Below are 21,118 nucleotides of genomic sequence, written 5' to 3' on the forward strand. Positions count from 1 at the left end.
TCGTCTTCACAGTATAACCAGATTGCTTGGGGTTATATGGTCAAGTGAAGAAGCGCATACGGTGGATGCCTTGGCAGTCAGAGGCGATGAAAGACGTGGTAGCCTGCGAAAAGCTTTGGGGAGTCGGCAAACAGACTGTGATCCAGAGATCTCTGAATGGGGGAACCCAGCCAGCACAAGCTGGTTATCTTGTACTGAATACATAGGTGCAAGAGGCGAACCAGGGGAACTGAAACATCTAAGTACCCTGAGGAAAAGAAATCAACCGAGATTCCCTTAGTAGTGGCGAGCGAACGGGGACCAGCCCTTAAGTTGGTTTGAGATTAGTGGAACGCTCTGGAAAGTGCGGCCATAGTGGGTGATAGCCCCGTACACGAAAATCTCTTATCAATGAAATCGAGTAGGACGGAGCACGAGAAACTTTGTCTGAATATGGGGGGACCATCCTCCAAGGCTAAATACTACTGACTGACCGATAGTGAACTAGTACCGTGAGGGAAAGGCGAAAAGAACCCCGGAGAGGGGAGTGAAATAGATCCTGAAACCGTATGCGTACAAGCAGTGGGAGCCTACTTGTTAGGTGACTGCGTACCTTTTGTATAATGGGTCAGCGACTTATATTCAGTGGCGAGCTTAACCGAATAGGGGAGGCGTAGCGAAAGCGAGTCTTAATAGGGCGTTTAGTCGCTGGGTATAGACCCGAAACCGGGCGATCTATCCATGGGCAGGTTGAAGGTTAGGTAACACTGACTGGAGGACCGAACCGACTACCGTTGAAAAGTTAGCGGATGACCTGTGGATCGGAGTGAAAGGCTAATCAAGCTCGGAGATAGCTGGTTCTCCTCGAAAGCTATTTAGGTAGCGCCTCATGTATCACTGTAGGGGGTAGAGCACTGTTTCGGCTAGGGGGTCATCCCGACTTACCAAACCGATGCAAACTCCGAATACCTACAAGTGCCGAGCATGGGAGACACACGGCGGGTGCTAACGTCCGTCGTGAAAAGGGAAACAACCCAGACCGTCAGCTAAGGTCCCAAAGTCATGGTTAAGTGGGAAACGATGTGGGAAGGCTTAGACAGCTAGGAGGTTGGCTTAGAAGCAGCCACCCTTTAAAGAAAGCGTAATAGCTCACTAGTCGAGTCGGCCTGCGCGGAAGATGTAACGGGGCTCAAACCATGCACCGAAGCTACGGGTATCACCTTTTGGTGATGCGGTAGAGGAGCGTTCTGTAAGCCTGTGAAGGTGAGTTGAGAAGCTTGCTGGAGGTATCAGAAGTGCGAATGCTGACATGAGTAACGACAATGCGAGTGAAAAACTCGCACGCCGAAAGACCAAGGTTTCCTGCGCAACGTTAATCGACGCAGGGTTAGTCGGTCCCTAAGGCGAGGCTGAAAAGCGTAGTCGATGGAAAACAGGTTAATATTCCTGTACTTCCAGTTATTGCGATGGAGGGACGGAGAAGGTTAGGCCAGCCTGGCGTTGGTTGTCCAGGTTTAAGGTGGTAGGCTGGAATCTTAGGCAAATCCGGGATTTCAAGGCCGAGAGCTGATGACGAGTTGCCATTAGGCGACGAAGTGGTTGATACCATGCTTCCAAGAAAAGCTCCTAAGCTTCAGATAACTGGGAACCGTACCCCAAACCGACACAGGTGGTTAGGTAGAGAATACCAAGGCGCTTGAGAGAACTCGGGTGAAGGAACTAGGCAAAATGGCACCGTAACTTCGGGAGAAGGTGCGCCGGCGAGGGTCAAGGACTTGCTCCGTAAGCCCATGCCGGTCGAAGATACCAGGCCGCTGCGACTGTTTATTAAAAACACAGCACTCTGCAAACACGAAAGTGGACGTATAGGGTGTGACGCCTGCCCGGTGCCGGAAGGTTAATTGATGGGGTTAGCGCAAGCGAAGCTCTTGATCGAAGCCCCGGTAAACGGCGGCCGTAACTATAACGGTCCTAAGGTAGCGAAATTCCTTGTCGGGTAAGTTCCGACCTGCACGAATGGCGTAACGATGGCGGCGCTGTCTCCACCCGAGACTCAGTGAAATTGAAATCGCTGTGAAGATGCAGTGTATCCGCGGCTAGACGGAAAGACCCCGTGAACCTTTACTATAGCTTTGCACTGGACTTTGAATTTGCTTGTGTAGGATAGGTGGGAGGCTTTGAAGTGGGGACGCCAGTTCTCATGGAGCCATCCTTGAAATACCACCCTGGCAACTTTGAGGTTCTAACTCAGGTCCGTTATCCGGATCGAGGACAGTGTATGGTGGGTAGTTTGACTGGGGCGGTCTCCTCCCAAAGAGTAACGGAGGAGTACGAAGGTGCGCTCAGACCGGTCGGAAATCGGTCGTAGAGTATAAAGGCAAAAGCGCGCTTGACTGCGAGACACACACGTCGAGCAGGTACGAAAGTAGGTCTTAGTGATCCGGTGGTTCTGTATGGAAGGGCCATCGCTCAACGGATAAAAGGTACTCCGGGGATAACAGGCTGATACCGCCCAAGAGTTCATATCGACGGCGGTGTTTGGCACCTCGATGTCGGCTCATCACATCCTGGGGCTGAAGCCGGTCCCAAGGGTATGGCTGTTCGCCATTTAAAGTGGTACGCGAGCTGGGTTTAGAACGTCGTGAGACAGTTCGGTCCCTATCTGCCGTGGACGTTTGAGATTTGAGAGGGGCTGCTCCTAGTACGAGAGGACCGGAGTGGACGAACCTCTGGTGTTCCGGTTGTCACGCCAGTGGCATTGCCGGGTAGCTATGTTCGGAAGAGATAACCGCTGAAAGCATCTAAGCGGGAAACTTGCCTCAAGATGAGATCTCACTGGGATCTTGAATCCCCTAAAGGGCCGTCGAAGACTACGACGTTGATAGGTTGGGTGTGTAAGCGCTGTGAGGCGTTGAGCTAACCAATACTAATTGCCCGTGAGGCTTGACCATATAACACCCAAGCAATTTGCTAGCGCAGATTGCGGTGGTGAAGATGATACGAACCGAAAGTTCGCAACAAACCACAAATATCGCATATCCGAATTCGCTGGGCTGTCCATCTGGACATTCTGGCTACAGAATTTCTTGACGACCATAGAGCATTGGAACCACCTGATCCCATCCCGAACTCAGTAGTGAAACGATGCATCGCCGATGGTAGTGTGGGGTTTCCCCATGTGAGAGTAGGTCATCGTCAAGATTCATTTCGCAAAACCCCTATCTGCGCATGCAGGTAGGGGTTTTGTCTTTAAGTAGAAGCTCATGCTTCTTCCTGGTAGGCCGTAAGGTCAACCAGCTGCAGTAAAAAGGTGGTTGACAGCGTTTTTGAATGCTGTATTATTCACCTCCCGCGACGAGAGATCGAAGCGGGTTAAGTGTCTGAAGTTAAACGAGTTTCTCGGAAAAAACTTCAAAATAAACGCTTGACAGGCTCTGAGGAAAGCGTAGAATGCGCGCCTCGGTTGAGACGAAAAGCTCTTAACCAAACGCTCTTTAACAAATTGAATCAAGCAATTCGTGTGGGTGCTTGTGAGTATGGACTGATAGTCAACAAGATTATCAGCATCACAAGTGACCATGCGAGAAATCACATAGTCATTTGAGATTGCTGAGCCAAGTTTAGGGTTTCTTAAAAACCCAAGCAGTATTGAACTGAAGAGTTTGATCATGGCTCAGATTGAACGCTGGCGGCAGGCCTAACACATGCAAGTCGAGCGGATGAGAAGAGCTTGCTCTTCGATTCAGCGGCGGACGGGTGAGTAATGCCTAGGAATCTGCCTGGTAGTGGGGGACAACGTTTCGAAAGGAACGCTAATACCGCATACGTCCTACGGGAGAAAGCAGGGGACCTTCGGGCCTTGCGCTATCAGATGAGCCTAGGTCGGATTAGCTAGTTGGTGAGGTAATGGCTCACCAAGGCGACGATCCGTAACTGGTCTGAGAGGATGATCAGTCACACTGGAACTGAGACACGGTCCAGACTCCTACGGGAGGCAGCAGTGGGGAATATTGGACAATGGGCGAAAGCCTGATCCAGCCATGCCGCGTGTGTGAAGAAGGTCTTCGGATTGTAAAGCACTTTAAGTTGGGAGGAAGGGCATTAACCTAATACGTTAGTGTTTTGACGTTACCGACAGAATAAGCACCGGCTAACTCTGTGCCAGCAGCCGCGGTAATACAGAGGGTGCAAGCGTTAATCGGAATTACTGGGCGTAAAGCGCGCGTAGGTGGTTTGTTAAGTTGGATGTGAAAGCCCCGGGCTCAACCTGGGAACTGCATCCAAAACTGGCAAGCTAGAGTACGGTAGAGGGTGGTGGAATTTCCTGTGTAGCGGTGAAATGCGTAGATATAGGAAGGAACACCAGTGGCGAAGGCGACCACCTGGACTGATACTGACACTGAGGTGCGAAAGCGTGGGGAGCAAACAGGATTAGATACCCTGGTAGTCCACGCCGTAAACGATGTCAACTAGCCGTTGGAATCCTTGAGATTTTAGTGGCGCAGCTAACGCATTAAGTTGACCGCCTGGGGAGTACGGCCGCAAGGTTAAAACTCAAATGAATTGACGGGGGCCCGCACAAGCGGTGGAGCATGTGGTTTAATTCGAAGCAACGCGAAGAACCTTACCAGGCCTTGACATGCAGAGAACTTTCCAGAGATGGATTGGTGCCTTCGGGAACTCTGACACAGGTGCTGCATGGCTGTCGTCAGCTCGTGTCGTGAGATGTTGGGTTAAGTCCCGTAACGAGCGCAACCCTTGTCCTTAGTTACCAGCACGTTATGGTGGGCACTCTAAGGAGACTGCCGGTGACAAACCGGAGGAAGGTGGGGATGACGTCAAGTCATCATGGCCCTTACGGCCTGGGCTACACACGTGCTACAATGGTCGGTACAGAGGGTTGCCAAGCCGCGAGGTGGAGCTAATCTCACAAAACCGATCGTAGTCCGGATCGCAGTCTGCAACTCGACTGCGTGAAGTCGGAATCGCTAGTAATCGCGAATCAGAATGTCGCGGTGAATACGTTCCCGGGCCTTGTACACACCGCCCGTCACACCATGGGAGTGGGTTGCACCAGAAGTAGCTAGTCTAACCTTCGGGAGGACGGTTACCACGGTGTGATTCATGACTGGGGTGAAGTCGTAACAAGGTAGCCGTAGGGGAACCTGCGGCTGGATCACCTCCTTAATCGACGACATCAGCCTGCTGATGAGCTCCCACACGAATTGCTTGATTCACTTGTATAAAGACGATGCTGTAACGCGACCCTGTTATAGGTCTGTAGCTCAGTTGGTTAGAGCGCACCCCTGATAAGGGTGAGGTCGGCAGTTCAAATCTGCCCAGACCTACCATTACACGGTTTAGCCGTAGAATACGGGGCCATAGCTCAGCTGGGAGAGCGCCTGCCTTGCACGCAGGAGGTCAGCGGTTCGATCCCGCTTGGCTCCACCACTTTCGCCGTACGCAGTAGCTTGTCAGAACTTAGAAATGAACATTCGTTGATGAATGTTGATTTCTGACTTTTGTCAGATCGTTCTTTAAAAATTCGGATATGTGATAGAAATAGACTGAACACCAGTTTCACTGCTGGTGGATCAGGCTAAGGTAAAATTTGTGAGTTCTGCTCGAAAGAGCAACGTGCGAATTTTCGGCGAATGTCGTCTTCACAGTATAACCAGATTGCTTGGGGTTATATGGTCAAGTGAAGAAGCGCATACGGTGGATGCCTTGGCAGTCAGAGGCGATGAAAGACGTGGTAGCCTGCGAAAAGCTTTGGGGAGTCGGCAAACAGACTGTGATCCAGAGATCTCTGAATGGGGGAACCCAGCCAGCACAAGCTGGTTATCTTGTACTGAATACATAGGTGCAAGAGGCGAACCAGGGGAACTGAAACATCTAAGTACCCTGAGGAAAAGAAATCAACCGAGATTCCCTTAGTAGTGGCGAGCGAACGGGGACCAGCCCTTAAGTTGGTTTGAGATTAGTGGAACGCTCTGGAAAGTGCGGCCATAGTGGGTGATAGCCCCGTACACGAAAATCTCTTATCAATGAAATCGAGTAGGACGGAGCACGAGAAACTTTGTCTGAATATGGGGGGACCATCCTCCAAGGCTAAATACTACTGACTGACCGATAGTGAACTAGTACCGTGAGGGAAAGGCGAAAAGAACCCCGGAGAGGGGAGTGAAATAGATCCTGAAACCGTATGCGTACAAGCAGTGGGAGCCTACTTGTTAGGTGACTGCGTACCTTTTGTATAATGGGTCAGCGACTTATATTCAGTGGCGAGCTTAACCGAATAGGGGAGGCGTAGCGAAAGCGAGTCTTAATAGGGCGTTTAGTCGCTGGGTATAGACCCGAAACCGGGCGATCTATCCATGGGCAGGTTGAAGGTTAGGTAACACTGACTGGAGGACCGAACCGACTACCGTTGAAAAGTTAGCGGATGACCTGTGGATCGGAGTGAAAGGCTAATCAAGCTCGGAGATAGCTGGTTCTCCTCGAAAGCTATTTAGGTAGCGCCTCATGTATCACTGTAGGGGGTAGAGCACTGTTTCGGCTAGGGGGTCATCCCGACTTACCAAACCGATGCAAACTCCGAATACCTACAAGTGCCGAGCATGGGAGACACACGGCGGGTGCTAACGTCCGTCGTGAAAAGGGAAACAACCCAGACCGTCAGCTAAGGTCCCAAAGTCATGGTTAAGTGGGAAACGATGTGGGAAGGCTTAGACAGCTAGGAGGTTGGCTTAGAAGCAGCCACCCTTTAAAGAAAGCGTAATAGCTCACTAGTCGAGTCGGCCTGCGCGGAAGATGTAACGGGGCTCAAACCATGCACCGAAGCTACGGGTATCACCTTTTGGTGATGCGGTAGAGGAGCGTTCTGTAAGCCTGTGAAGGTGAGTTGAGAAGCTTGCTGGAGGTATCAGAAGTGCGAATGCTGACATGAGTAACGACAATGCGAGTGAAAAACTCGCACGCCGAAAGACCAAGGTTTCCTGCGCAACGTTAATCGACGCAGGGTTAGTCGGTCCCTAAGGCGAGGCTGAAAAGCGTAGTCGATGGAAAACAGGTTAATATTCCTGTACTTCCAGTTATTGCGATGGAGGGACGGAGAAGGTTAGGCCAGCCTGGCGTTGGTTGTCCAGGTTTAAGGTGGTAGGCTGGAATCTTAGGCAAATCCGGGATTTCAAGGCCGAGAGCTGATGACGAGTTGCCATTAGGCGACGAAGTGGTTGATACCATGCTTCCAAGAAAAGCTCCTAAGCTTCAGATAACTGGGAACCGTACCCCAAACCGACACAGGTGGTTAGGTAGAGAATACCAAGGCGCTTGAGAGAACTCGGGTGAAGGAACTAGGCAAAATGGCACCGTAACTTCGGGAGAAGGTGCGCCGGCGAGGGTCAAGGACTTGCTCCGTAAGCCCATGCCGGTCGAAGATACCAGGCCGCTGCGACTGTTTATTAAAAACACAGCACTCTGCAAACACGAAAGTGGACGTATAGGGTGTGACGCCTGCCCGGTGCCGGAAGGTTAATTGATGGGGTTAGCGCAAGCGAAGCTCTTGATCGAAGCCCCGGTAAACGGCGGCCGTAACTATAACGGTCCTAAGGTAGCGAAATTCCTTGTCGGGTAAGTTCCGACCTGCACGAATGGCGTAACGATGGCGGCGCTGTCTCCACCCGAGACTCAGTGAAATTGAAATCGCTGTGAAGATGCAGTGTATCCGCGGCTAGACGGAAAGACCCCGTGAACCTTTACTATAGCTTTGCACTGGACTTTGAATTTGCTTGTGTAGGATAGGTGGGAGGCTTTGAAGTGGGGACGCCAGTTCTCATGGAGCCATCCTTGAAATACCACCCTGGCAACTTTGAGGTTCTAACTCAGGTCCGTTATCCGGATCGAGGACAGTGTATGGTGGGTAGTTTGACTGGGGCGGTCTCCTCCCAAAGAGTAACGGAGGAGTACGAAGGTGCGCTCAGACCGGTCGGAAATCGGTCGTAGAGTATAAAGGCAAAAGCGCGCTTGACTGCGAGACACACACGTCGAGCAGGTACGAAAGTAGGTCTTAGTGATCCGGTGGTTCTGTATGGAAGGGCCATCGCTCAACGGATAAAAGGTACTCCGGGGATAACAGGCTGATACCGCCCAAGAGTTCATATCGACGGCGGTGTTTGGCACCTCGATGTCGGCTCATCACATCCTGGGGCTGAAGCCGGTCCCAAGGGTATGGCTGTTCGCCATTTAAAGTGGTACGCGAGCTGGGTTTAGAACGTCGTGAGACAGTTCGGTCCCTATCTGCCGTGGACGTTTGAGATTTGAGAGGGGCTGCTCCTAGTACGAGAGGACCGGAGTGGACGAACCTCTGGTGTTCCGGTTGTCACGCCAGTGGCATTGCCGGGTAGCTATGTTCGGAAGAGATAACCGCTGAAAGCATCTAAGCGGGAAACTTGCCTCAAGATGAGATCTCACTGGGATCTTGAATCCCCTAAAGGGCCGTCGAAGACTACGACGTTGATAGGTTGGGTGTGTAAGCGCTGTGAGGCGTTGAGCTAACCAATACTAATTGCCCGTGAGGCTTGACCATATAACACCCAAGCAATTTGCTAGCGCAGATTGCGGTGGTGAAGATGATACGAACCGAAAGTTCGCAACAAACCACAAATATCGCATATCCGAATTCGCTGGGCTGTCCATCTGGACATTCTGGCTACAGAATTTCTTGACGACCATAGAGCATTGGAACCACCTGATCCCATCCCGAACTCAGTAGTGAAACGATGCATCGCCGATGGTAGTGTGGGGTTTCCCCATGTGAGAGTAGGTCATCGTCAAGATTCATTTCGCAAAACCCCTATCTGCACATGCAGGTAGGGGTTTTGTCTTTAAGTAGGAACTACAGAGATTCGCAGGCACGTCCGAGTGACGGGCCAGCACACAGAATTTCTTGACGACCATAGAGCATTGGAACCACCTGATCCCATCCCGAACTCAGCAGTGAAACGATGCATCGCCGATGGTAGTGTGGGGTTTCCCCATGTGAGAGTAGGTCATCGTCAAGATTCAAACCCAAAGCCCCTGTCTGCAATGCAGACAGGGGCTTTGTCTTTTCCGGGCCTTCACTTTCAGCCTGATCGCGACACAAGGTCGCTCCTACACGTACCGCGTATCAGCAGCCACTTTCATTTCAGAACTGATAGCTGACCGTGGCGCTGACATTGCGCTCTTCACCCATGTAGCAATAGTTCAGGCTGGCACATGAGGTGATATAGCTTTCATTGGTAAGGTTGTTGGCGTTAAGGCGCACATCCACACCCTTGAGCCCAACCTTGCCCAGGTCATAGCCGAGCGAAGCGTCAAACAACGTGTAGGAAGGCACCTTCATGCTGTTCTCCGCATCTACCCAGCTGTAGCCCACATACCGCACCCCACCGCCCAGCCGCAGGCCATCCAGCGGCCCTTGGCGGAAGTTGTAGTCAGCCCACAGCGAGAACATCTGTTTTGGTGCCTGGGTTGGCGAATTGCCCTTGTTGTCCAGGCTGCCCGACGTCAGGCTCGGCATCGACCTGGAATACTCGATCTCGGTAAAGGTGTAGCCGCCCAGCAGTTTGAGGCTGTCGGTCAGCTGCACATGTGCCTCCAGCTCCAGCCCTTGCGAGCGTACTTCACCTACCGGGCGATAGAAGTTTTCGTCAGGCTGCTTCGAGGCCAGGTTTTCCTGCTCGATGCGGAACACCGATGCGGTAAACAGGTTGTCGCTTCCCGGAGGCTGATACTTGATACCCGCTTCCCATTGAGTGCCCTCAGTCGGTGCCAGCGGGCGGCCTTCCTGGTCGGACACGGTGTTGGGATTGAACGACTCCGAGTAGCTGACATAGGGCGCAATGCCGTTCTCGAACAGGTAGAGCACCCCGGCCCGGGTGGTGAACTTGGAGCGCTGATCGCTGACCTTGGTGTCGCTGTCGCGATTCTCCTCCGACACCTTCACCCAGTCCTGGCGAAGCCCCAGGGAGAAGCGCCACTGGTCCAGCTCCACCAGGTCCTGCAGGTACACACCTGTTTGCTGCAAGCGCCGCTGGTAGCGGTTTTCCCCCAATACCTGAAGGTTGCCATTGCCGTACTGCGGGTTGCCGGCGTCCAGCGGGTCGACCGAGCCATAACGCCATGCGACATCGGCCTTGCGCCGCTGGTAGTCGGCGCCCAGCAGCAGGGTGTGTTTGGCAGCGCCGGTAAAGAATTCCGCCTGCAGCATATTGTCGATGATGTACGAATGCAGGCGCTCGTCGCCGCCGGTGTAGGCGCGGTTGAGGACGTTGCTGTCGGCATCTGCCCAGCCGGCTGAGTACACCTGGTCCATGGACACGTCAGAATCCTGGTAACGGAAGTTTTGCCGCGCCGTGAACACATCGTTGAAGCGGTGCTCGAACTGGTAGCTGAACGACTGCTGGGTACGTTCGTAGTTGTCGATGCCCGGCTCGCCCTCGAAGAAGTGGTCTGACAAGCGCAAGCCATTGCGCTTGTGCAGCATGCCTTCTGCAGGGTTGCCACCGTGGTACCCACCGTTAGGGTCGTGCTGCAGGTAGGCCTGAAGCGTAAGCGAGGTATCTTCGGTGAAATCGACGCTCATGGCCGGGGCGATGGTGTAGCGTTCTTCCTTGTTGTGGTCGAACTGGGTGTCGGATGCATCCGCCAGGCCGGTCAGGCGATAAGCGATACGCTTATCGTCATCCACAGGGCCGCTGAAGTCGAAACCCATGCCACGTTGGCCTTGGGTGCCAACCGTGGCCTGAATCTGATGGAAGGGGGTAAACAGCGGCTTCTTGGTGGTCAGGGCGACCAGGCCCCCCGGCGAGCTTCGACCATACAGCACCGAAGAGGGCCCCTTGAGAATGTCGATGCGCTCAAGGAAGTACGGGTCTACCTGCATGGTGCTGTAGGTGCCGTTGTCACCCATCGACTTGAGCCCATCGACGTAGATGTTATCCACAGAACCGTCGTTGAAGCCGCGCATGGCCACATAGTCGTAGCGATGTGTGGCACCGTAAGGGTTGGTCAGTACCCCAGGCGTGTAGCGCATGGCCTGGGCAACGGTCTGTGAGCCCTGATCATCCATCTGCTGGCGAGTAACCACCGAGACGGATTGGGAGGTTTCCACCAACGGCGTGCTGGTCTTGGTCGCCACCTGGCTGTGGGTGGCGTTGTAACCCTCCATGCTGCCCAGCGCATTGCCGAGGGTGAACCCACGGATATCAGTGTCTGGCAATGACAGGGCGGCTTCCTGGGGCTGTGTCTGCAACACATAGCTACGTCCATCCTGACTGACCGCTTCCAGGCCGCTGCCATTGAGCAGTTGGCGCAGCGCCTGGTCGGTAGCGTACTGCCCCTGCAGGCCGTTCGATTGCAGGCCATCGGTGAGCTGAGGCGTACTTGACAGGGTAATGCCGGCCTGGCGAGCGAACTGATTGAGTACGTCGGCCAGTTGGCCGGCCGGAATTGCATAGCGATGACTCACTTGCGCTGTTTCAGCCGCTGCGCACATTTGCGGAACAGCGGCCAGGCTCAAGGCAGTACCAAACAGCGCAGCCCGGATGGCATGGCGCAAGCATGCTGATTGCAGGACAGGTCGATAATCATTCAAGTTGAGAGTGTGGGTTAACACCGGGTTGATAGGCATGAAGGGTCCGTTGAAGTGATGAGGGCAGAAGGTGTTGCTTACTGTCCTAGCCGGACCGGGATTGAAAACCCGCCAGAAATCGTCAAGGTCTTATCAAGCCATGCTTTCTACACGTACCCACCAGCGCGTACGTTGGCGAAGCCTTACGGGCAGCGTTTGCGGCAGCAACTGAAGCAGCTGCTCCGGGTCTGCGAGACGGAACACCCCGGACAGGCGCAAATCGGCAATTTCGTCGCTGCAGCCCAGGTAACCGTGGCGATAACGACTGACCTGCGCGAGGAAGTCGGACAGGCGTATGTCCTGGGTAACGATCAGCCCTTCAGTCCAGGCCATCGCGTCCATGTCCAGGTGCGTCAGCTGGTGCGCGCCTTGAGCATCCAGGCGCCAGTGCTGGCCGCCTTCAATCCACAGAAGGTGGCCATTGCCAGGCCGGTGGATCGCCACTTTGCCGTGGTTGACACTGACGCGTGTGCAATCGTTCTCCTGATAGGCCACAAAGCGCCCTGCGAACCCTTCCAGCAGTGCATCGCGGGTTTGTACCAGCACTGGATGCCCAGAGTTGCAGGTCATCATCAGCTCCCCCTGCTTCAGGCGAACCAGACGCTGCTGGTCATTGAAGGCCAGGTCCACGACAGTGCGGGTATTGAGTTGCATCAGTGAGCCATCGGGCAGGGTGAAGACGCGTTGCTCACCGGTGCCGGTGGCATAGTCCGACGCCCACGCACTGATAGCATCGAGGTCTTTGGCCAGCCATGTCGCCGATCCCACCATGACAACGCCGCCAAGCAGCTTCAGCGCTTGCCGGCGGTGCAGGCGTTGCTGGCTGGCTTCCAGGGTTTGCAATGCCAACCCGGCACCGGGGACGGAGCGCAGGTCAAGGTCCTGATGCAGGTGCATCACCCGTTGCCAGGCCTGCTCATGTTCGTGGTGGGCACTGCGCCATTGCGCGCACTGTTGTTGCAGCGTCGGCTCATGCCCGCTCTCGCGCAACCGCAGCAGCCACTGGATGGCCTGTTTGACCGCTTTTGCATCAGGGCGTGCGGCAGTCATTGATTCAACACTCATCTTCATAGCGCAGCACATAGCAATGGAAGAGCGCATCGGCGATGTAACGCTCCACGGTACGCACCGAGATCCCCATCTGCTCGGCAATGGCCTGGTGCTTCAGCCCCTCGCATTGGGCCAGCAGGAAGGCGCGACGTACCTTGGGTTTGAGGCCGTCGAGCATGCGCGCAATACGCTCAAGCAATTCCAGCAGCAGCTCGCGGGTTTCGGCCGAGGGATACTGTGCTTCCGGCACACGGGCCAGTGCCTCCAGGTAGGCCCTGTGCAGTTCCTCGCGGCGCCAGTGATCGATGACCAGCCCACGCGCTACCGTGCGCAGGAACGCCCGAGGGGTATTCAGCTGCAGGTGTTCGCGGCGTTGCAGCAAGCGGACGAAGGTGTCGTGGGCCAGGTCTGCGGCATCGGCGGCATTGCCCAGCTTGCTGCGCAGCCAGGCGTGTAACCAGCCGTGGTGGTCACTGTAGAGCGTTTGCACGGAGTCGTTGCTGGGCATAGTGGAGGGCGCTGGCATCAATGGACATGAATGATAATTAGTCTCATTGTTGGCGTGGCAGGGTCAATTTGCAACCCATCTGCTCGCGCCGCACGTAAAGCCAGTTACGCGCTAACGCGCCCGTTGCGCATCCAGATAATTGCGGATTACCAGCGCTCCGCTATTGAGGTGCCGGGCCAGCACGGCTACCGCCTCATCCACCAGCTTGTCGCTTGCCGCGTCTACCAGTGCGTTGTGATCGTCCTGGGTCAGCTTGCCCAGGCCCATGGATGAAAGATGAAAACGCAGGAAGCGCTCTTCTTCGTTCAGTTCGTTCTCAATCAGGCGCAGCAGCTTCCTGTTAGACGCCTTGCTGTACAGCGCCATGTGGAACAGGCGGTTCAGGCGGCCGATTTCGGCGTGGCGTGTTTCGTTCTCCAGTTGCTGAATATAGCCACGGGCGCTGGCGATATCGCTGGCATCAAGCAGCGGGATCGACTGGCGCAGCGCTTCGCTCTCAAGCAGTACGCGCAGGGCATAGGTGTCCACCGCATCCTCGCCGATCAGCGGCGCAACCACCGCACCCTTGTGCATCTCCACTTTCAGCAGCGATTGCGCTTCAAGCTGGCGCAGGGCTTCGCGCACGGGCATGCGACTGACGCCAAACAAGGTGGCGAGCTCTTGTTGTCGCACGGCGGTGCCAGGGGGCAGGCGGCCATCGAGGATGGCGCTACGCAGGCGTTCTTCGATCACGGCACGGGCCTGGTGCGGCGACAGCTGCTCGCTGACCAGCACATTGCTCAATTTGATTTTCTCGGCCACGCGACGTCTGCCTCAACGATGACTAAAGTTGGATCCAATGACACTAGTTACAGCTTGTGGGAGTTGTCAAACCAAGGCCCGCATTGGCACGGGCGCCCCAAAAGCGCGGCTATGGTGGATGAAGTCGCCCGCCAAAGGAAGCGGCCTATAGAAGGTTATAAACAGAAAGTGTAGGCCGGCTGACAGGCGGATGCATGATTGCAGGGTGCCATTGTTTTTTGCAGTGGCAAGCCGCACCATCGCTGCTTTCGACTGGCCTGCACAGGGCTTGGCAGTGGCGATATCCTGGATGTTCAAAACCGTTGTGCGACGTGTCGCCTTTGCCGGGCTGCTGGGCAGTCTGCTGCTGGGCGGCTTGCACGCGGATTGGGATTTCTCCCAGATCAGCCGCAAGTCGCAGGCCTTGTATGGCCCACTGGGTGCCGGGCAGGGTCGTATCGATGCCTGGCAGAACCTGATGACCACGCAAAAGTAGGGTACTGAGCTTGAGCAACTGCAAGTGGTCAACCGTTTTTTCAACCAGCAATTGCGCTATGTCGAAGACATTGACCTGTGGCATGAGGTCGACTACTGGGCCACACCGGTGCAGGCACTGATCAAAGGTGCCGGGGACTGCGAGGACTACGCCATCGCCAAGTATTTCAGCCTGCGGCGCATGGGCATCCCCAGCGAAAAACTGCGCATCACCTACGTCAAGGCGTTGCGGCAGAATCGCGCGCACATGGTCCTGACTTATTATTCAAACCCACAGGCCCAGCCTTTGGTGCTCGACAGCCTCATGGATGCCATCAAGCCGGCAAGCCAACGTACCGACCTGCTGCCGGTGTATGCCTTCAATGGCGAGGGGTTGTGGTTGACGGGCGCCGCAGGCAACAAGAAGGTCGGCGACACCAAGCGGCTGTCACGCTGGCAGGATTTGCTGAAGAAAATGCAGGCCGAAGGGTTCCCGGCCGAGCCGGTTTACTGAAGGAGCACAGATGTCACTGTTCAAACAATTGCTGTTGGCCATTTGCCTGTTCCTGGTAGTCGCCTTCAGTGGCAGTTTCATGGTCAGCCTGGAAAGCTCGCGCAGCCAGTACGTCAACCAGTTGCGTTCGCACGCCCAAGATGCAGCGACCGCGCTGGCGCTTTCGCTGACGCCGAATATCGACGACCCGGCGATGGTCGAGCTGATGGTCAGCTCGATCTTCGACAGTGGTTACTATGCAAGCATCAAGGTCGTCGACCTGGGCTCCAACGCCGTGCTGGTGGAGCGCCACGCCGAGCCGGACCCGGGCGGGGTACCGCGCTGGTTCGTGCACCTGATCGGCCTTGAGGCCGCCGGTGGCGACGCCATCGTCAGCCGCGGCTGGCAGCAGGCCGCGCGGGTGGAAGTGATCAGCCACCCGATGTTTGCCATTGCCAAACTCTGGCAAAGCGCCTTGGGCAGCCTGGGCTGGTTGCTGCTGTGCGGTGCAGCCAGTGCCGTGCTCGGCGCCTTGCTGCTGCGCCGCCAATTGCGCCCGCTGGACTATATGGTTGAGCAATCCCATGCCATTGCGCGCCGCGAATTCCTGAGCCTGCCCGAGTTGCCCCGCACGCCGGAGCTACGCCGTGTGGTGCAGGCGATGAACCAGATGGTCGAGAAGCTCAAGGCGCTGTTTACCGAGCAGGCCGAGCGCAGCGAGCGGCTGCGTGCGGAGTCCTACCAGGACAGCCTGACCGGGCTCTCGAACCGCCGCTATTTCGAAATGCAGCTGAACACCCGGGTAAGCAACCTGGAGGACGCGCGCGCCGGCTACCTGCTGTTACTGCGTGTCCAAGGGTTGGCGGGGCTGAACGCACGCCTTGGCGGCCAGCGTACCGACCAGTTGCTGCAGGCCGTGGGTGAGCAGTTGCGCCGTACCTGTGCCAGCTTCCCGGAAACCAACGACCTGATTTCCCGCAGCCGCGGTGGCGAGTTTGCTGTGCTGGCGCCGGGCATGGTGCATGAGGAGGCAGTACACCTTGCCCAGGCACTGGAAGCGACGCTGCAAAGCCTGCATGAGACCGGTGCCAGTGATATCGACCCGGTGGCCTGTATCGGCCTCGCGCCGTTCAGCCCCGGTGATTCTCCACAGGCTTTGCTGAAACTGGCCGATGAGGCTCTGGCCCGTGCCGAGAACCAGCCAACGCCGGGGTGGGTATGCCTTGAACAAGGTGTGGCCGCCGTTGCTGCCGATAGCCAGCACGCCTGGCACGAGCGGCTCGATCAGGCGTTCAAAAATGGGCATTTCGAGCTGTTCTTCCAGCCGGTGGTGGATTGCACTTCGGTGCAACGGGTACTGCACCACAAGGTGATTTCCCGCTTGCAGGATGGCCAGGGCGATGCACTGCCGGCGGGTCGCTTCCTGCCCTGGCTGGAGCGCTTCGGCTGGATGCCGCGGCTGGACGTGCTGGTGCTGGAGAAAGTATTGGCGCACCTGCGTGGGCATGACCAGGTGCTGGCGCTGAACCTGTCCGCCGCTACATTGGCCGACCCCAAGGCCCTGCACCGCATCTTTGAATTGCTCGGCCAGAATGCGGCGCTCGGCCCGCGGCTGGTTTTTGAAATTGGCGAGGAGCAGTTGCCTGAGCAGACGGCTCTGGAGCAACTCACCCGGCGCCTGCACGGGCTGGGTTTTGGCTTGGCGCTGCAGCGCTTTGGCGGGCGCTTCAGCATGATCGGCAACCTGGCGCACCTGGGCTTGGCGTACCTGAAAATTGACGGCAGCTACATCCGCAACATCGACCATGAGCAGCACAAGCGGCTGTTCATCGAGGCGATCCAGCGTGCAGCGCACAGCATCGACTTGCCGCTGATTGCCGAGCGTGTCGAGACAGAAGGGGAGCGGCGGGTGCTGCAGGAGATGGGGGTAGGCGGCATTCAGGGGCAGCTGGTAGGTGAACCTGCGCCCTGGCGCTGAGTTCTCGTACTGGCGGTTCCGGCCTTATCGCCGGCAAGCCAGCTCCCACAGGTACCGCACCAACTTCAAAGCCAGTGCGGTACCTGTGGGAGCTGGCTTGCCGGCGATAGGGCTAGAGGAGCCACTGGAAAACAGTGGCCAAACTCATCAGCGCTCGCGCAGTGCCTCCGAACGCGCCTTCATGATCGGCTTGAGCAAGTAGCTCATGATGGTCTTCTTGCCGGTCATGATATCCACCGTCGCCACCATCCCTGGGATGATCAGCAGCGGCTTCTCGTCAGTCCCCAGGTGGCTGCGGTCGGTGCGCAGCTTGATCAGGTAGTAGGTGGTCTTCTTGTCTTCGTCGGTGATGGTGTCGGCGCCGATCTGTTCCAGCTTGGCCTTGAGCCCACCGTAGATGGTGTAGTCGTAGACCGTGAACTTGACGGTCGCCTCCTGGCCAGGGTGCAGGAAGGCGATGTCCTTGGGCAGGATCTTCGCTTCGATGACCAGCGTGTCGTCCAGGGGTACCACTTCAATGATATCGCTGCCAGGCTGGATCACCCCACCAATGGTGTTGACCAGCATCTGCTTGACGATACCGCGTACAGGCGAAGTGACCATGGTACGGTGCACCCGATCGTCCAGTGCCTTGCTGGTGGCCGTGGCCTTGTTCAGCTCGGTCCGCGCCTCGTTCAGCTGGGTCAGCGCTTCACTGCGGAATTTGCCTCGGGTTTCCTCGATCTTGCTTTGCACCTCGCGTATGGCCGCCTCGGCACGCGGGATGGCCAGCGCAGTGGAGTCCAGCTGGCCACGGTTCTCCACTTCGGCGCGGCGCAGGCGCAGCACTTCGACCTGGGAGATTGCGCCAGTTGCCACCAGCGGTTCTGACATGCCGATTTCCTTGCGCAGCAACTCCAGGCTGTTGGCGTACTGGGCGCGTTTGGAGCTGTATTCACGCAGCTCTTGCTGGCGCTGAACCAGCTGCTGCTGCAGGCCGCCAATTTCGTCCTGCAGTTGCTGGCGCCGGCTCTGGTACAGCGACTCTTCACTGGCCGCCTGGCTTGGTGCGGCTTTGCGCAGTTCTTCGTCGATCTTCAGCGGGCGGTCCTCTACCTCGGCGCTCAGGCGTTCGACCCGCAGGGCCATGGATTGGCGGTCGGCCTCGGTCTCACCAACGTTGGAGGCGAAGCGGGTTTCATCCAGGCGCAGCAATGGCTGGCCAATTTCGACAATCTGCCCTTCCTTGGCGAAGATTTCGGCGACGATACCGCCCTCCAGGTTCTGGATCTTCTGCACCTTGGACGACGGAATGGCCTTGCCTTCACCTCGCGTGACCTCGTCGATGGGGGCGACGCTGGCCCACACGATCAAGAACACGAAGAACAGGATCACGCCCCAGATGGTCAGCCGCACAACCCGCGGTGCATCTTCGATCAGGGCCTTGTTGACCTCTGGCAGCGGCTGGCCGCCCAGTGAGTCGGAACCTTTGAAGTAGCGCCGCAGGCCATCCTTGAATTGCCCCATATCCAGCTTATGCAACACTGATCTGCCCCTTCTTCAGCGCATCCATGACCGCGGCTTTCGGGCCGTCGGCGACAATCTGCCCGCGATCGATCACGATCAGCCGGTCCACCAGCGACAGCAGCGAGGCACGGTGCGTGACCAACAGTACCGTCTTGCCTTCCACCACCGCTTGCAGGCGCTGCTTGAGACGCTCCTCGCCGGTGTTGTCCATGGCACTGGTCGGCTCGTCCAGCAACAGGATTTGCGGGTTGAGCAGCAGCGCGCGGCCCAGCGCCACGTTCTGCCGCTGGCCGCCGGACAGGTTCTGCCCGCGTTCACCCACTTGCAGCTCGTAACCGTCCGGGTGCAAACGGGCAAATTCATGCACACCCGCCAGCTCGGCGGCCTGCAGGATCAGTTCGTCCTCGATGTAACGGGCACCGCTGACCAGGTTGTCGCGCAGGGTACCAGCCAACAGCTGGATGTCCTGCGGTACATAGCCGATGTTGTGGCGCAGCTCGCTGACGTCGATCTGGCGAATGTCCACGCCATCGACCAGCAGCGAGCCGCCATCGGCCTCGTACAGGCCGACGATGAGCTTGGCCAGCGAGCTCTTGCCCGAGCCACTGCGGCCGATGATGCCGACTTTTTCGCCGGGGCGGATGGTCAGGTTGATGTTCTTCAGCGCCAGGTTCTGCTGGTTCGGGTAGGTGAAATCAACCCCGCGGAACTCGACACTACCCTGCAGTACCTTGCGGCTCAGCGGGCGCTCCTCGAAGTTGCGCTCTTGCGGCAGTTCCATCATGTGGTCTGTGGCCACCATGGTGACCTTGGCTTGCTGGTAGCGGGCAAGCAAGCCGTTGAGCGAGGCCAGTGGCCCGAGCGCCCGACCGCTAAGCATGTAGCACGCCACCAGACCGCCCATGCTCAAGTTGCCGTCGATGATCAGGTACACGCCAACGCAGATCATCGCCACGCCAGCCAGCTGCTGGATGAGCATGGTGATGTTCATCGCCAGGCTCGACAGCACCTTCACGCGCAGCTCCAGGCGGCTGAGGGTGCCCAGGGTCTGCTCCCACATGTACTGGCGTTCACTTTCGGCGTTGTTGACCTTTACCGCATCCAGGCCGGCCAGGGTTTCGATCAGGCTGGACTGGCGCTCGGAGGCCAGGGCCATGGTCCGCTCCATGGTCGCCATCAGCGGCCGTTGCAAGGCATAGCCGATGCCCAGGGCCAGCGGGAAGGCAATGATCGGGATCCACACCAGGTGCCCGCCAATGATGGCGATGACGATCAGGATAAGAATGGTGAACGGCAGGTCGATCAGGCTGGTCAGGGTCAATGAGGCGAGGAAGTCGCGCAGGCCCTGGAACTCGTGAATATTCTGGGCAAAGCTGCCGACCCTGGCCGGGCGGTACTTCATCGACATGCCGACGATGCGCTCGAACAGCGTCGCCGAGATGATCAGGTCGGTCTTCTTGCCGGCCAGGTCCAGACAAAGGCCTCGCAGCCCCTTGAGGATCAGGTCGAAGATGTAGGCGCCGGCGATACCGATGGCCAGCACCCAGAGCGTTGACGTTGCCTGGTTGGGCACCACACGGTCATACACGTTCATCACAAACAGCGGCGCAGCCAGGGCGATCAGGTTGATCACCAGGCTGGCGGCGATGGCGTCGATATACAGCCACTTGCTGCGCAGCAGGGTATCGCGGAACCACGACTTTGCCCGCGGGATGAGGTTGCCGTGGTTGACGTCGAACTTGTGCTGCGGCTGGGCGAAGAACACGCGGCCGCTATAGTCGCTTTGCAGGGCTTCGCGGCTGACATGCACCTCGCCGCCGTCGCTCTCACTGAGCAACAGGCGCGCGGTATCTTCGTTCTCCCAGCCCAGCAGGACGGCACTGCGGCCTTCCTTCAGCAGCAGCATCGCCGGCATGGCGATGCTCGGGATCTGCTCCAGCTTGCGCTGCAGCAGACGCCCTTGCAGGCCGGCCCGGGCGGCGGCGCGGGGCAGCAGCTCGGGGCTCAGGCGCTGTGCGGGCAGCGGCAGGCCGGTGGTCAGCATGACCCGGCTGGCGGGTTTCTGGTGCAGGACACACAGGCTCAGCAGGCTATCCAGCAAGGGATCGTCATGCTGACTGCGTGGATCATGGCTGAGTTGGACTCGACTGACTTCAGATTCCACGCGGCGCTCTCTTCATCCTTGTGGTGGGTGGGGTGGGTGTGCCGCCGTTAAGGTCTGGCCGGCTCGCCCTGGCTTTCAATGGTGCTGCCAAGCGGTGTAGGTAGGGGCTACGACGCCCTTATGGCTGAGCAGACGGCCAATGGTCGCCTCGAATCGATACTGAGTAAACAATTGTACGTCGTTCATTGCTACCAGACTGCTCCCGGGCAGTGGGTGTTTCATTTTTGATCCGGTGTGGGTACAGCCTGAAGCACTTTCAGCAGCATAGCCTGCCCGCCAGACAGTGAGTGGGCCGCCTATGATCGATCTTTGTCTTCGTCATTTAATGGGCGCTGATTTGTTGACGGTTTTAAAAGTGCTGATCGTTAAAATTCATCGTACAAAGTCTGCTTGCACGCTTGGCGCTGGTTCAGAAATCGTCAAGGGTTTGCCATCATCGCGGTGTCAGTATCTGCGCAATCGTTCTCTATCTGTCTGATCTGCGATGAAGCGTTGTCGCAGGCCGGGCGCTG

Annotated in this window: 7 protein-coding genes, 2 tRNA genes, 6 rRNA genes and 1 pseudogene; 10 read left to right on the plus strand and 6 right to left on the minus strand. The window is 57.0% G+C overall.

Annotated features, from left to right (window positions below; translation table 11 throughout):
* Positions 1–38: 38 nt before the first annotated feature.
* The 8 genes from PP4_RS00770 (at position 39) to rrf (PP4_RS00805) (ending at position 9,041) form a co-directional block, all read left to right on the plus strand.
* A 23S ribosomal RNA gene (locus PP4_RS00770) occupies positions 39–2,930 on the plus strand.
* Between the two features lie 134 nt (positions 2,931–3,064).
* A 5S ribosomal RNA gene (gene rrf / locus PP4_RS00775) occupies positions 3,065–3,180 on the plus strand.
* A gap of 449 nt (positions 3,181–3,629) precedes the next feature.
* Positions 3,630–5,166 (plus strand): 16S ribosomal RNA (locus tag PP4_RS00780).
* A gap of 87 nt (positions 5,167–5,253) precedes the next feature.
* Positions 5,254–5,330, plus strand: a tRNA-Ile gene (locus PP4_RS00785).
* 24 nt (positions 5,331–5,354) lie between these two features.
* Positions 5,355–5,430, plus strand: a tRNA-Ala gene (locus PP4_RS00790).
* Positions 5,431–5,674: 244 nt separating this feature from the next.
* Positions 5,675–8,566: ribosomal RNA gene (locus PP4_RS00795) — 23S ribosomal RNA — on the plus strand.
* 134 nt (positions 8,567–8,700) lie between these two features.
* A 5S ribosomal RNA gene (gene rrf, locus PP4_RS00800) occupies positions 8,701–8,816 on the plus strand.
* Positions 8,817–8,925: 109 nt separating this feature from the next.
* Positions 8,926–9,041, plus strand: a 5S ribosomal RNA gene (gene rrf / locus PP4_RS00805).
* Together the 16S, 23S and 5S rRNA genes with 2 tRNA genes alongside form the textbook arrangement of a ribosomal RNA operon.
* Positions 9,042–9,166: 125 nt before the next feature.
* On the opposite strand, the gene PP4_RS00810 is transcribed toward rrf (PP4_RS00805), so the two are convergent.
* The 4 genes from PP4_RS00810 to PP4_RS00825 form a co-directional block, all read right to left on the minus strand.
* A complete protein-coding gene (locus PP4_RS00810) occupies positions 9,167–11,581 on the minus strand; it encodes a TonB-dependent siderophore receptor (protein ID WP_016497453.1) in 2,415 nt (804 codons plus the stop codon).
* A gap of 165 nt (positions 11,582–11,746) precedes the next feature.
* A complete protein-coding gene (locus tag PP4_RS00815; RefSeq protein WP_016497454.1) occupies positions 11,747–12,703 on the minus strand; it encodes a FecR domain-containing protein in 957 nt (318 codons plus the stop codon).
* A 4-nt stretch (positions 12,704–12,707) separates the two neighbouring features.
* Positions 12,708–13,211 (minus strand): sigma-70 family RNA polymerase sigma factor, encoded by a 504-nt coding sequence (locus PP4_RS00820; protein WP_016497455.1) that lies wholly within the window; start codon positions 13,209–13,211, stop codon positions 12,708–12,710.
* 111 nt (positions 13,212–13,322) lie between these two features.
* Positions 13,323–14,012, minus strand: coding sequence for a GntR family transcriptional regulator (locus PP4_RS00825; RefSeq protein WP_016497456.1), 690 nt, complete (start codon positions 14,010–14,012; stop codon positions 13,323–13,325).
* 205 nt (positions 14,013–14,217) lie between these two features.
* Between PP4_RS00825 and lapG the strand changes: the two are divergent.
* Both lapG and lapD read left to right on the plus strand, forming a co-directional pair.
* Positions 14,218–14,979, plus strand: a pseudogene (gene lapG / locus PP4_RS00830) (cysteine protease LapG).
* Between the two features lie 10 nt (positions 14,980–14,989).
* Positions 14,990–16,936, plus strand: coding sequence for a cyclic di-GMP receptor LapD (gene lapD / locus PP4_RS00835; RefSeq protein WP_016497459.1), 1,947 nt, complete (start codon positions 14,990–14,992; stop codon positions 16,934–16,936).
* Between the two features lie 147 nt (positions 16,937–17,083).
* On the opposite strand, the gene PP4_RS00840 is transcribed toward lapD, so the two are convergent.
* Positions 17,084–18,442, minus strand: coding sequence for an HlyD family type I secretion periplasmic adaptor subunit (locus PP4_RS00840; RefSeq protein ID WP_197538705.1), 1,359 nt, complete (start codon positions 18,440–18,442; stop codon positions 17,084–17,086).
* A gap of 7 nt (positions 18,443–18,449) precedes the next feature.
* Positions 18,450–20,606 carry a type I secretion system permease/ATPase gene (locus tag PP4_RS00845; RefSeq protein ID WP_019471019.1) on the minus strand — a complete coding sequence of 719 codons (2,157 nt, stop codon included), beginning with the start codon at positions 20,604–20,606 and terminating at the stop codon, positions 18,450–18,452.
* Positions 20,607–21,118 lie beyond the last annotated feature (512 nt).

The organism is Pseudomonas putida NBRC 14164 (assembly GCF_000412675.1).
In the GTDB taxonomy this organism is placed as follows: domain Bacteria; phylum Pseudomonadota; class Gammaproteobacteria; order Pseudomonadales; family Pseudomonadaceae; genus Aquipseudomonas; species Aquipseudomonas putida.